13 protein-coding genes and 2 tRNA genes are annotated in these 13,537 nt (G+C 42.2%); 14 read left to right on the top strand and 1 reads right to left on the bottom strand.

The annotated features are described in order from the left end of the window. Positions 1–67: 67 nt before the first annotated feature. The 4 genes from greA to secF all read left to right on the top strand — a co-directional run bounded on the left by greA (position 68) and on the right by secF (position 4,451). Positions 68–544: a transcription elongation factor GreA gene (gene greA, locus H5114_RS02045; protein WP_124017648.1), complete on the top strand. Its 477-nt coding sequence runs from the start codon at positions 68–70 to the stop codon at positions 542–544. A 411-nt stretch (positions 545–955) separates the two neighbouring features. Further along, on the top strand, positions 956–1,567 hold the full coding sequence (locus H5114_RS02040; RefSeq protein WP_182722050.1) for a hypothetical protein: 612 nt from the start codon (positions 956–958) through the stop codon (positions 1,565–1,567). A 144-nt stretch (positions 1,568–1,711) separates the two neighbouring features. Next, complete coding sequence (gene secD / locus H5114_RS02035; RefSeq protein WP_182722049.1) at positions 1,712–3,517, top strand: protein translocase subunit SecD; 1,806 nt, start codon at positions 1,712–1,714, stop codon at positions 3,515–3,517. 4 nt (positions 3,518–3,521) lie between these two features. After that, complete coding sequence (secF, locus tag H5114_RS02030) at positions 3,522–4,451, top strand: protein translocase subunit SecF (protein WP_182722048.1); 930 nt, start codon at positions 3,522–3,524, stop codon at positions 4,449–4,451. A 67-nt stretch (positions 4,452–4,518) separates the two neighbouring features. On the opposite strand, the gene yhbY is transcribed toward secF, so the two are convergent. Next, positions 4,519–4,818, bottom strand: coding sequence for a ribosome assembly RNA-binding protein YhbY (gene yhbY, locus H5114_RS02025; RefSeq protein ID WP_182697858.1), 300 nt, complete (start codon positions 4,816–4,818; stop codon positions 4,519–4,521). 90 nt (positions 4,819–4,908) lie between these two features. Here yhbY and rlmE point away from each other — a divergent pair, with 90 nt between their 5' ends. The 10 genes from rlmE to nusA all read left to right on the top strand — a co-directional run bounded on the left by rlmE (position 4,909) and on the right by nusA (position 13,526). Next, positions 4,909–5,538, top strand: a complete 630-nt coding sequence (rlmE, locus tag H5114_RS02020; protein WP_182722047.1) for a 23S rRNA (uridine(2552)-2'-O)-methyltransferase RlmE — start codon at positions 4,909–4,911, stop codon at positions 5,536–5,538. 45 nt (positions 5,539–5,583) lie between these two features. After that, entirely contained in the window at positions 5,584–7,557 is a 1,974-nt protein-coding gene (ftsH, locus tag H5114_RS02015) for an ATP-dependent zinc metalloprotease FtsH (RefSeq protein ID WP_182722046.1), read from the top strand. Positions 7,558–7,680: 123 nt separating this feature from the next. Next, positions 7,681–8,460, top strand: coding sequence for a dihydropteroate synthase (gene folP / locus H5114_RS02010; protein ID WP_220492420.1), 780 nt, complete (start codon positions 7,681–7,683; stop codon positions 8,458–8,460). Between the two features lie 53 nt (positions 8,461–8,513). Then, positions 8,514–9,851 (top strand): phosphoglucosamine mutase, encoded by a 1,338-nt coding sequence (glmM, locus tag H5114_RS02005; protein ID WP_182697862.1) that lies wholly within the window; start codon positions 8,514–8,516, stop codon positions 9,849–9,851. A gap of 139 nt (positions 9,852–9,990) precedes the next feature. Next, positions 9,991–10,773 carry a triose-phosphate isomerase gene (tpiA, locus tag H5114_RS02000; protein WP_124017639.1) on the top strand — a complete coding sequence of 261 codons (783 nt, stop codon included), beginning with the start codon at positions 9,991–9,993 and terminating at the stop codon, positions 10,771–10,773. Positions 10,774–10,777: 4 nt separating this feature from the next. Continuing rightward, on the top strand, positions 10,778–11,113 hold the full coding sequence (gene secG / locus H5114_RS01995; RefSeq protein ID WP_124017638.1) for a preprotein translocase subunit SecG: 336 nt from the start codon (positions 10,778–10,780) through the stop codon (positions 11,111–11,113). 13 nt (positions 11,114–11,126) lie between these two features. Next, positions 11,127–11,213 (top strand) — tRNA-Leu (locus tag H5114_RS01990). 81 nt (positions 11,214–11,294) lie between these two features. Beyond that, positions 11,295–11,370: transfer RNA gene (locus tag H5114_RS01985), tRNA-Met, on the top strand. Between the two features lie 169 nt (positions 11,371–11,539). Next, a complete protein-coding gene (rimP, locus tag H5114_RS01980; protein WP_124017637.1) occupies positions 11,540–11,995 on the top strand; it encodes a ribosome maturation factor RimP in 456 nt (151 codons plus the stop codon). A 31-nt stretch (positions 11,996–12,026) separates the two neighbouring features. Continuing rightward, complete coding sequence (gene nusA, locus H5114_RS01975) at positions 12,027–13,526, top strand: transcription termination factor NusA (protein WP_124017636.1); 1,500 nt, start codon at positions 12,027–12,029, stop codon at positions 13,524–13,526. Positions 13,527–13,537: the final 11 nt, after the last annotated feature.

Below are 13,537 nucleotides of genomic sequence, written 5' to 3'. Positions count from 1 at the left end.
TGAATTTTTACTGTGTTGACTTTCGTCAGCACGGGATGCTTTTGTTTTTAAAGGAGACAAAGACATTATGAGTAAGGTCCCAATGACGGTAGTTGGCGCAGATCAATTACGTAAAGAAGTTGAATTTTTAAAGTTCGATCGCCGCCCAAAAATTACCGAAGCAATTGCTTCTGCTCGTGAATTAGGTGATTTAAAAGAAAATGCTGAATATCACGCTGCCCGTGAAGATCAGGGTATTTGTGAAGCGCGTATTCGTGACATTGAAGGTAAGTTGTCTAACGCTCAAATCATTGATGTTACCAAATTAGAAAATACTGGCCGAGTGATTTTTGGTACGACAGTGACTATTTTAAATATCGATACTGATGCTGAAGTGACTTATCGCATTGTTGGTGATGATGAAGCTGATATTAAGCAAAATTTAATTTCTGTTAATTCACCGATTGCACGTGGGTTAATTGGCAAAAGTGAAGGCGATGAAGTCTCGATTACCACTCCAGGTGGTTTGACTGACTATGAAGTCATTGCAGTTAAATATCTTTAAGTGTGGATTGTTATTGAGCATAGCTAATATTTAACAGTATGTTTTATCTATTATATTAAAGCTGATGACCAAATATTAAGCATTAAATTTTTTGCACAACTCAATACCGACATCAATAACACATCACTTTAGCGAGCACTAAATAGCATCCTGTTTAGTGCTTTTTTATTGTCATGAAATACAGTACCTATGTGCTGATGACGATAAAACATGTAAAAAAATTCATTTGCACATTAAAGGTGCAATGGATATCATCCATTTAGTTTACAATGCTGTTACATTTTACCGTATGAAGCCTAATATGCTTTGCAATATTACGTTTAAAATATAGGTTTAAAAATCATCTTGTGATGATGTAAAAATAGAATATGCAGATTATGTATCTGAATTGCTTGATTAAATAAGGTCATTATGACGTTTCCGTGGGCTCGTATACTACTAATGCTGGTAATTGTGGGGTTGTGTTCAATCTTCCTCATCAATAGCCGTGTGTTGGTTTTAGCATCGTTGCCATTTACCACGACTACGGCACATTCTTGTTCTTATAATATCGACATACACTCAGACGATCGTATCTGTGATCAACCAATGAGTTCAGCTAACGTTGATATTATTCTGTCGTCAGTCAAAGGCATTGATCGCTCAATTGACCGTCATGATGCAAATAGTATTACCGCGTTAAATCACACCCTCATCGATGGTAATAGTTCACTGCTGGGCTATGTTGGTAATATCTCTTCAACCAACTCTATCTCTGCAGAATCTAATTCTAAAGACATTCATTATGTGCCCACTTATTCGTCGCGATATATCAGTATTGTTCAACACGAGTCTGATGAGTTAAAGCCCAATTATTTATTGGCTTACGAATTTATCTCTCCACCTGTTCCAAGTTTAACCATAGGGTATCAAATTAACTTTAGTCCGCAATTGGACTGGGTTTTATCCACAGCTTCAGCTCCTTCAAGACTGTCCGCCTGGAAAGAGTCTAATTTACTTTTCGTCCATTCCCATACCTGTTAGTCATATTCTGCCTTGATGATAAACGCCATTAGCTTTGCTAATGAGTTTTACTGTGGGTCGATGGGTTAGGTCAATTGCGCCTCATCACTCGCTATGCATTTTTATCGTGGCTTAAATAGCCTCGATCTAGTGAGATCAAGAGTTATGAAATCAAAAACGAAACAGCTAAATCATTATTCTCAATGGAAATACTGGTTATTAATTACCACATTAATCATCTTATTTATGAGCGCATTACCATCTTGGTATGGCGAAGATCCTGCTGTACAACTTGGTGTAAAGCCAAGCAAATCTATAACAGCAGAACAAGTAGATTATGCGCTACACCAGGTAGGCATAAAGAGTAAACGTATTGAGCAACAACAAGATAGTTTACTGGTGGTGCTAGATAACCCTGATATGCAGGCCAAAGCTAAAAAGGCTTTAGCTGAGCAGTTTGATAATCAAGCTCAAGTGACATTAGCCTTAGCGCCTGCTGCACCTCACTGGCTATTAAACCTAGGTGTTAAACCGATAAAGCTGGGTTTAGATTTACGCGGTGGAGTACAATTTTTATTGGATGTAGATCTTGATTTAGTGTTTCAAAACCAGGCGATTATGCTTGGTGATGCCGTGAAGCAATTTGCTGCTGATCAGCATATCAGTAACGTTAAGGTTCGTTCCGGTGATGGCGCTACATTGAGTGTTGAGATTGCTGATGAACCGTCTCGAGCCCAGCTAAGACAATTTATTGCACAGCAGTATCCATTATGGCAAGTAAGTGGTCACCAACAAATACTCACTGTTAGTTTGTCTCAACATGAACAACTTAAATTGACCAATGTGACTGTGCAGCAAAACTTGCAAATTATGCGTAGCCGGATAGAGGAACTGGGGATAACCGAAGCGCTCGTTCAACGCCAAGGTGATCATCGGATCCGTATTGAGTTACCTGGAGTACAAGATCCTGCCACCGCTAAAAACGTTATTGGTGCAACGGCCAGTTTAGCATTTTATCCTGTACTGCCAACGGGTTCTGTAAACGCTGTGGTCATTAATGACCAACATGATAAACCCGTGTACGTATCAAGAAAGCCAGTACTGGGAGGCGATCATATTATTGATGCTAGAGCGACTACTGGTGATTTTGGCATGGCGAAAGTCAACATTAGTCTCGACGCTGCAGGCGGTAAGTTAATGTCTGATTTCTCGCGCGACAACATAGGTAAACCTATGGCGACCGCATACAGTGAATATAGCCGAGATGAAGCGGGTAAAGCTCGACAAACAACGCAAATCATTAGTGTTGCCACCATACAAAGTCAACTGGGTAATCGGTTTGAAATTACTGGTTCAGGGAGCCATCAAGAGGCACAGCAGCTTGCGTTATTGCTAAGAGCAGGTTCCATGACAGCACCGGTGACGATTGTAGAAGAACGCACAATAGGACCAAGCTTAGGTGCTGAAAACATTGTCAACGGATTTGCAGCGTTAGCATTAGGTATGTCAGTAACATTATTGTTTATGGCCTGTTGGTATCGCCGTTTAGGCTGGATTGCTAATGTGGCGTTAATCGCCAACATGACGATGTTATTTGGCTTATTAGCCCTCATTCCAGGGGCTGTATTAACCTTACCAGGTATTGCGGGGTTAGTGCTTACTGTTGGTATGGCGGTTGATACTAATGTGCTTATCTTTGAGCGAATAAAAGAAAAGCTAGCTGAAGGTCGCAGCTTTGCCAGCGCTATAGATGTGGGATTTGATAGTGCATTCTCAACCATATTTGATGCTAATTTTACTACTATGATCACCGCCGTTGTGCTGTTCTCTATTGGTAATGGCCCTATTCAAGGCTTTGCATTGACCTTAGGCTTAGGGTTATTAACCAGCATGTTTACCGGCATTTTTGCCTCGAGAGCATTAATCAATTTAGTTTATGGCCGCGACACTCGCCGCGCAATTAAGGTGTAATACTATGAACTCAACAAGTATAAATAACTCACTAGAAACAGGTAAACTAGAATACCTCACCAAATGGCGCTATATTTCAAGCATACTTTCTATTGTGTTGATGCTGGTGTCACTAAGCGTAATTGGTGTAAAGGGGTTTAATTGGGGCTTAGATTTTACTGGCGGAGTGGTCACTGAAATTCAACTTGACCATCGTATTACGGCCAGTGAAATACAGCCACTAATGACCGCCGCCTACCAACAAGATGTGAGTGTTATTTCCGCCAGTGAACCGGGACGGTGGGTATTACGTTATGCCAACATACCCGACGAGCAGCTTCGTCCAGATCTCCGACAAGTCTTAGCGCCATTAAATACCGATATTACTGTGCTAAACAGCAGTATTGTTGGGCCTCAAGTAGGCCAAGAGTTAGTTGAGCAAGGCAGCATAGCTCTGCTAATCGCTATGCTATGTATTATGGGGTATTTAAGTTTTCGTTTTGAATGGCGCTTAGCTTCAGGTGCGTTATTGGCTTTAGTACATGATGTGGTGTTTGTGCTGGCTTTTTTTGCGTTAAGCCAAATGGAATTTAATTTAACTATCCTGGCAGCAATTTTAGCTATTTTGGGGTATTCACTCAATGACTCGATTATTATTGCTGATAGGATCCGCGAACAGTTAGTGGCTAAGTTACAATGGAAAACGGCGGATATTAATAATTTAGCGGTTAAAACAACTTTCTCTAGAACTATGATTACATCGGGGACCACCTTATTAACCGTGGTAGCATTGTGGATTATGGGAGGGGAGCCATTGGAAGGTTTTTCTATCGCGATGTTTATTGGTATTTTAACCGGCACTTGGTCATCAATTTCAATTGGCGCTACTTTACCTGAGTTTTTAGGCTTAAAGGCGCAGCATTATCAAGAGGTTCCATTACCTGATCACCCCTGATTAACGATAATTCATCTCCCATAAAAAAGCCGCTGAATTCAGCGGCTTTTAATAAAAGAATGTGAAACTATTTGGCTTTAGGCAAAGCAATCTTCATTTCGACCGAATGACGGAAAATGACTAAAACATGACCGATTAGTTGCACTTTCGCAGACTGGGTTTCACGTATAATGGCGTCAACGATGGCATTTTTGAGCTCTCTGTCAGCAGAGGCTACTTTTACTTTAATCAATTCATGATGTGTAAGAGCGCTATCAATTTCAGCCAGAACACCTTCAGTTAGGCCATTGCCACCAAGCAGCACCACTGGTTTTAGACTGTGAGCCAGACCTTTTAAATGCTGTTTTTGTTTGGTTGTTAAGTTCATTTGTGCCAACTTTTGCTGAGTTACTGTTGAAAAACGGGTATTCTACCCTTATATAGAGCTTATGTAACTCTGAATCGTTGCGGAATTTAAATGACAACAAAAAAACGTACGGCGAGCTCAACTCGCTGGATGCAAGAACACTTTGATGATCACTATGTGAAACTGGCCCAAAAACGTGGCTTACGTTCACGAGCAGCATTCAAGTTAGAGGAGATACAACAAAAAGATAACTTGATAAAACAAGGTATGACAGTTGTTGATTTAGGTGCAGCACCAGGTGGTTGGTCGCAAGTTGCGGTTAAACTTGTTGGTGACAGAGGTAAAGTCATTGCTTGTGATATTTTACCTATGGACCCAATTGTTGGTGTTGATTTCCTTCAAGGTGATTTTAGAGAAAACAAAGTACTCGAAGCATTGCTTGAGCGTGTAGGTCAAGATAAAGTGGATGTGGTACTATCAGATATGGCTCCGAACATGAGTGGTTCGGGTGCTGTTGATCAACCAAGAGCTATGTATTTAGTTGAATTAGCGCTAGATATGTGTCATCAAGTGTTGACGCCTAACGGCTGTTTTGCTGTTAAAGTCTTTCAGGGGGAGGGTTTTGACGATTATATTAAAACGGTCAAGCAGGCATTCAAAGTAGTAAAAACCCGAAAACCAGACTCCTCTAGAGCGCGCTCTCGGGAAGTCTATCTAGTGGCGACTGGTTACAAGTTGTAGTAGTCTAACGTTAATAATCGCAGGACTGTTAAGAGGTCTAGTAATTTGAGTGACATGGCAAAAAATTTAATACTCTGGGTTGTCATCGCTGTTGTACTGATGTCAGTGTTTCAGGGTTATTCCCCCTCTTCTTCGAATTCGCAGAAGATGGATTATTCCGCCTTTTTGGACAATGTTCGAAATGGTCAAATTAACACGGTTGAAATAAAAAGCGACCAACGGACGATTGAAGGAACTAAACGTACCGGCGAGAAGTTCACCACAATCATGCCTATATATGACCAAGATTTAATTAATGATCTTGATCGTAAAGGCATCACCATGAAAGGCCAAGAAGCTGAAGAGTCAGGTTTCCTAACCCAAATCTTTATTTCATGGTTCCCAATGTTACTGCTAATTGGCGTATGGATATTTTTCATGCGACAAATGCAAGGCGGTGGCGGCAAGGGCGCAATGTCGTTTGGTAAAAGTAAAGCCAAACTGATGAGCGAAGACCAAATCAAAACCACTTTTGCTGACGTTGCAGGTTGTGATGAAGCAAAAGAAGAAGTCAAAGAACTTGTTGATTATTTACGAGACCCAACCAAGTTCCAAAAATTAGGCGGTCGTATTCCTACGGGCGTGCTGATGGTCGGACAACCTGGTACAGGTAAAACCTTATTAGCCAAGGCGATTGCCGGTGAATCTAAGGTGCCGTTCTTTACCATTTCGGGTTCTGACTTTGTGGAAATGTTTGTCGGTGTTGGTGCATCCCGTGTACGTGACATGTTCGAACAAGCTAAAAAATCTGCTCCTTGTATCATTTTTATTGATGAAATCGATGCCGTAGGCCGCCAACGTGGTGCCGGTGTAGGTGGTGGGCACGATGAGCGTGAGCAAACATTAAACCAGCTTTTGGTTGAAATGGACGGCTTTGAAGGTAATGAAGGCGTTATTGTTATTGCAGCAACTAACCGTCCAGACGTACTTGATTCAGCGTTATTGCGTCCAGGTCGATTTGACCGTCAAGTTGTCGTTGGCTTGCCTGATGTTCGTGGTCGTGAACAAATTCTTAAAGTACATATGCGTAAAGTACCTTTATCAGATGATGTTAAAGCCAGTGTCATTGCGCGTGGTACGCCAGGCTTCTCTGGTGCTGACTTAGCAAACCTTGTCAACGAAGCGGCGTTATTCGCTGCTCGCGGTAATCGTCGTGTTGTTGGTATGGAAGAGTTTGAGCGTGCTAAAGATAAAATCATGATGGGTGCAGAGCGCCGTTCTATGGTGATGTCTGAATCTGACAAAGAAATGACCGCTTATCATGAAGCTGGACATGCCATTATTGGTTGCTTGGTACCAGAACATGACCCAGTGCATAAAGTGACTATTATTCCGCGTGGCCGTGCATTAGGTGTGACCTTCTTTTTACCTGAAGCTGATGCCGTTAGCCAAAGCCGTCGTAAATTGGAATCACAAATTTCAGTTGCCTATGGTGGACGTTTAGCTGAAGAACTTATTTACGGAAGTGAAAAAGTGTCTACAGGGGCGTCGCAAGATATTAAGTACGCTACATCGATAGCTCGTAATATGGTTACGCAATGGGGGTTCTCTGACAAGCTAGGTCCGTTACTTTACGCAGAAGAAGAAAACGAAGTTTTCTTAGGTCGCAGTATGGGTAAAGCAAAGGCAATGTCAGGTGATACAGCAACATTGATTGACTCTGAAATTAAGATGTTTATCGATAAAAACTATCAACGTGCGCAAACGATGTTGACAGACAATATGGATATTTTACATGCGATGAAAGACGCATTGATGAAATATGAAACTATTGACTCGTTGCAAATCGATGATCTAATGAATCGCCGCGAAGTGCGCATGCCAGCTGAATGGCAAAAAGATGAATCATCAGACGACAAAGATAGTGGCAATAACACGCCTAAATCTGAAGCCGAAACGCCAGTGGATGAGGCTAAAACCGACGTTAAAGTCGATAATAAAGCCGATACCAATGACGCGGATGAATCACCCGCTAAATAAACAATTTAGCAAATAAAGAAAACCCCGAAAGGGGTTTTCTTGTTTTTAATCTTATCTAGGAAAATACCCGTGTTTCAATTAACTCATGCTAATAAAACTCTAGACTTATCAAGCCCTGTAGTGATGGGGATAGTGAATGTGACGCCTGATTCATTTTCCGATGGCGGTGAATATATTGGTTTTGAACAAGCCTGTCGTCATGTTGATAATATGGTAGAGCAAGGTGCATTAATTATTGATGTGGGTGGTGAGTCAACCCGACCTGGTGCTGCAGAAGTGACGATTGAGCAAGAACTTGCCCGAGTGATCCCTATCATCGAATACACAGCAAAAACACACAATGTATGGATTTCAATCGATACCAGCAAACCTGAAGTGATGGAACAAGCTGTTAATGCCGGAGCTAATTTAATCAACGATGTGCGCGCGTTACAAGTACCAGGTGCTTTAGCCATGGCTGCAACGCTAGATGTGCCAATTTGCTTAATGCACATGCAAGGTGAGCCGCAAACTATGCAAGATCAACCTGAGTATGAGGATGTGATTGATGAAGTAGCGGCTTTTTTTGAATTACGTATCGCTTACTGTGAAGCGGCTGGAATTGAGCGCGAGCGTTTAATTCTCGATCCAGGTTTTGGTTTTGGCAAAACTTTAGCGCATAATTACCGTCTATTAGCGGCATTACCAAAGTTACATGAATTTCATTTGCCTTTATTGATAGGTCTGTCGCGAAAAAGCATGATCGGCGACCTGTTAGCGCGTGATACAGACCAACGCCTTGCCGGAAGCCTTGCTGGTGCATTAATTGCAGCTCAGCAAGGTGCACAAATTATTCGAGTTCATGATGTACCAGAAACAGTCGATGTGCTTAAAGTGATGTCAGAAACCATGGCTAATCTATAGTTGCATCACATAATAATGTTATCAGTAAAGTGAAAACACTTAAGTAGGGATCTGTGAAGCAAAGAAAATTTTTTGGAACCGATGGTATTCGCGGCAAAGTAGGGGCGGGTAAAATGACTCCTGAATTGGCATTGAAGCTCGGTTGGGCGGCTGGACGAGTATTGTCTCGAAATGGCACCCAAAAAGTGATTATTGGTAAGGATACTCGTATTTCAGGTTACCTGTTTGAATCAGCTTTAGAGGCAGGCTTATCTGCCGCAGGACTTAACGTTTTGCTGCTAGGCCCTATGCCTACTCCTGCAGTGGCTTATTTAACTCGTACCTTTCGCGCCGAGGCGGGTGTCGTGATTAGTGCATCACACAATCCTTATTATGATAACGGTATCAAGTTTTTCTCTACCGATGGCAGTAAACTGGATGATGCCATCGAGCTAGAAATAGAAGCAGAACTTGAAAAACCGTTAGTCTGTGTGGAGTCGCATCTACTGGGCAAGGCTCGGCGTATTGATGATGCAGCAGGGCGCTATATCGAGTACTGCAAAGGTAATTTTCCGGCTGATCAAACACTTAAAGGATTAAAAATAGTCGTTGATTGTGCTCATGGCGCCACTTACCATATTGCTCCTAATGTTTTTCGTGAATTAGGTGCAGATGTTATTGCTATTGGAGATAAACCTGACGGTCTCAATATCAATGATAAAGTCGGCGCAACAGCAATGGCCAAAATCTGTGAAACCGTTTTAGTTGAAAAAGCTGATTTAGGTATTGCATTAGATGGTGATGGCGATCGCATTATGATGGTTAATCGTCATGGCGCAGTGGTTGATGGTGATCAGATTTTATATATTTTAGCGGTAGATGCCCAAAAACGTGGTATTTTAAACGGCGGAGTTGTTGGCACCGTAATGTCTAATTTAGGTTTGGACTTAGCGCTGCAAGCACTTGATATTCCTTTTGTTCGTTCTAAGGTCGGTGACCGCTATGTCATGGAGATGCTGAAGAAGAATAAGTGGCGAATAGGCGGTGAAAACTCTGGTCATATTCTTAATCTTGATCATGGTACTACTGGTGATGGTATCATTGCAGGCATTTTAGTCCTCGCGGCAATGCGACGTCAAAATGCTTCACTTGAACAATTAACTGAATCGATGAAGATGTTACCGCAAGTGTTAGTTAATGTGCGTTTTGAAGGCAGCTCTAATCCACTCGATAGCGAGGCGGTTAAGTTAGCTAAAGCGGATGTTGAACAACAATTGGGTGCTCGTGGACGTGTATTATTACGTAAGTCGGGTACTGAACCGTTAATTAGAGTTATGGTCGAGGGAGATGATCATCCCCAAGTGCTTGCGCATGCAAATCGTATTGCTGACGCGGTAAAGGCAGCATGTTAATTATTTGAATATTAAGATAAGCCGTTGCTCGCTCAAAAAGTAGACGCTTCGACAGTTTATATGAAATATTCCCCTTTTAGCTCTTGTAACTTGATAAGTGGTTCGCTATTATTCACGCCGCTTTCAGAGGAGACAGTGAATGGCACTCAGACGTCCTATGGTCGCTGGTAACTGGAAAATGAATGGTAATTCGGCATTAGCCCAAGAGCTTTTCAAGAAGTTTGCTACCAAGCTCCAAAATGATTCCGCTGAAGTGGTTTTATGCCCGCCTTCAATTTATCTTGAAAGTGTTCGGCAGCTGCTTGAAGCCAATAAGCAAACCTTAGATGGTGCGCTTGTTAGAATGGGTGCACAAAATCTGAGTCAACATGATTTTGGTGCATACACAGGCGAAATATCCGGGCAGATGCTAAAAGATTCTGGATGTCGGTATGTGATTATCGGCCATTCCGAACGTCGCCGTATGTACGGAGAGACGAGTAATATTGTGGCAGAGAAGTTTGCTGCTGCTCAGAAACATGGTCTGACACCGATTTTGTGTGTAGGTGAATCAGGACCAGCTCGTGAAGCAAGACGTACCTTTGAGGTGATTGCGGAAGAGCTTGATATAGTAATTGAAAAAAACGGTACCATGGCTTTTGATAACGCAATTATCGCTTACGAACCTTTATGGGCAGTAGGGACAGGTAAAAGTGCTACACCAGAGCAGGCACAAGAAGTACATGCGTTTATTCGCAGTCGCCTCTCGGAAGTTTCTCCCTTTATTGGTGAGAATATCAGAATTCTTTACGGTGGTAGCGTCACCCCAAGCAATGCGGCAGATATATTTGCCCAGCCTGATGTTGATGGTGGTCTGATTGGCGGTGCAAGTTTGAACTCAAGTGAGTTTTTAAGTTTATGTACCATAGCAATGAGCGCGTAATTATATGTACGAAGTTCTTATAGTTGTATACTTGGTGGTAGCGTTAGGTCTTATCGGCTTAATATTAATCCAACAAGGAAAGGGTGCCGACATGGGCGCATCTTTCGGAGCCGGTGCTTCAGGCACATTATTTGGCTCAAGTGGTTCAGGTAATTTCCTGACTCGCAGTACTGCAGTATTAGCCATTGGATTTTTTGCATTGAGTTTAGTGATTGGTAATTTAAGTGCTAATCACACAGAGCAAAATGATCAGTGGAAAGATTTAGGTCCAGCAGCAGAGCAAATCATTGATGAAGCTCCGGTGCAAACCGAAAAGTCAGAAACGAAAATTCCTGACTAGTAAACCAGGTAACGCCGAGGTGGTGGAATTGGTAGACGCGCAGCCTTGAGGTGGCTGTGTCTTAACGGACGTGCGGGTTCAAGTCCCGCTCTCGGCACCAAATTTAACTAACAAATGATAGATAGCGTTTGATTAGTTATTGCAAGATATAGCGTAAATCAATATACTTGCATACAGTTGACGCGGGGTGGAGCAGTTGGTAGCTCGTCGGGCTCATAACCCGAAGGTCGTCGGTTCAAGTCCGGCCCCCGCAACCAGCTCCTTGTAATTTAATTTCGTTAGAAAATAAATTACAATTTACAGGTTTTATAATAAAATAACCTCGTGATTACGGGGTTTTTTGTTATATGAACTTTTAAATATCCGTGTTTTATGCGGGTTGCAATGGGGCTATTAGCCCTTTTTTTGTTTTTTTGGGGGTCATTTTTGGCAACAATAGAATCCAAGCTTGTTGAAATGTTAACAGTACCTGTTGAAGCATTAGGCTTTAAACTATGGGGCATTGAATATATTCAAGCTGGTCGTCATTCAATTTTACGTGTTTTTATTGATCACGAGAATGGCATCAATATTGAAGATTGTGCAGCAGCCAGTCGTCAAGTTAGCGCAGTTATGGATGTTGAAGACCCTATTTCTACAGAATACACATTAGAAGTATCTTCACCTGGCGTAGATAGACCGTTATTTACCGCCGAGCAATATGCTGCCTATAAAGGTGAGGATGCAAAAATACAACTGACTATGCCTGTTGCGGGTAGTCGTAATTTAAAAGGCGTCATCAATAGTGTTGATGGGCAAATGCTCACCATAACCGTTGATGGTAAAGACTTGATTGTTGCTTTGGATAATATCCGTAAAGGCAGCATTATCGCTAAGTTTTGATAGTTTCAGGTGAAGGACGAGGCAAGACCAAATGAATAAAGAGATCCTGCTAGTCGCAGAAGCGGTTTCCAATGAGAAAGGCCTTCCGCGCGAGAAGATTTTCGAAGCGCTAGAAATTGCACTGGCTACCGCAACAAAGAAAAAATACGAAGGCGATATTGAAGTTCGCGTTGCGATTGATCGTAAAACCGGTCATTACGATACTTTCCGTCGTTGGATGGTTGTTGACGATCATGGCGAGGCTTTGGAAAACCCATATAGCGAAATTACCTTCGAAGCCGCTCGTTATGAAGAGCCAGAGATTCAAGTAGGTGAGTATATCGAAGATCAAATCGACTCTGTCGCGTTTGACCGTATTACTACACAAACTGCTAAACAAGTTATCGTGCAAAAAGTACGTGAAGCTGAACGTGCACAAATTGTTGAACAATTTATTGAACGTGAAGGTGAGATTGTTACTGGTGTTGTTAAGAAAAGCACCCGTGAAAGCGTGGTTGTTGATTTAGGTAATAATGCTGATGGCGTATTATTTAAAGAAGATTTAATCAGCCGTGAATCTTTCCGTCCTGGTGACCGTGTGCGTGCATTATTGTACTCAGTTCGTCCAGAAGCTCGCGGTGCGCAGTTATTTTTAACACGCAGCAAGCCAGAAATGCTGATTGAGCTATTTCGGGTTGAAGTGCCAGAAATTTACGACGAATTGATTGAAGTGATGGGTGCTGCTCGTGATCCAGGTGCTCGTGCTAAAATAGCCGTTAAATCAAATGACCGTCGTATCGATCCAATTGGTGCTTGTGTTGGTATGCGTGGTGCTCGAGTGCAAGCCGTATCAAACGAGTTAGGCGGCGAGCGTGTTGATATCGTGTTGTGGGATGATAATCCAGCGCAATATGTGATCAATGCCATGGCGCCAGCTGATGTTGCCTCTATCATTGTCGACGAAGACAATCATTCGATGGATATTGCTGTTGAGGCAGACAGTTTGGCACAAGCTATTGGTCGTAACGGCCAGAACGTACGTTTAGCGACTCAACTGACTGGTTGGGAACTGAACGTAATGACAGTTGAAGACATGAACAAAAAACACCAAGCCGAAAGCGCTAAGGTGATTGATTTGTTTGTGGCTTATCTAGATGTAGATCAAGATTTTGCAGCCGTATTGGCTGATGAGGGATTCACTTCGTTAGAAGAGATCGCTTATGTTCCAGAATCTGAGCTATTAGCAATAGAAGGTTTCGACGAAGGAATCGTTGAAGCATTACGTGAACGTGCAAAGGCCGCTATCTCTACAAGAGCATTAGCGTCTGAAGAAGCGTTAGATGGTGCAGAGCCAAGTGATGATTTATTAGCATTGGAAGGATTAGAAAGACATTTAGCTTATGTTCTAGCGAGCAAAGGCGTAGTGACTTTAGAAGACTTGGCCGAGCAAGGTATTGACGATTTAATTGATATTGAAGAATTAACAGAAGAAAAAGCAGGTGAGCTCATCATGGCTGCCCGCAATATCTGTTGGTTTGGCGAAGAAGCATAAGTCGATCAACA

The sequence above is a fragment of the Shewanella sp. SR43-8 genome (genome assembly GCF_014163775.1).
Classification (GTDB): Bacteria; Pseudomonadota; Gammaproteobacteria; order Enterobacterales; family Shewanellaceae; genus Shewanella; species Shewanella vesiculosa.
Note: the sequence above shows the minus strand (reverse complement) of the source record. Positions and strands in the feature narration are given on the sequence as shown.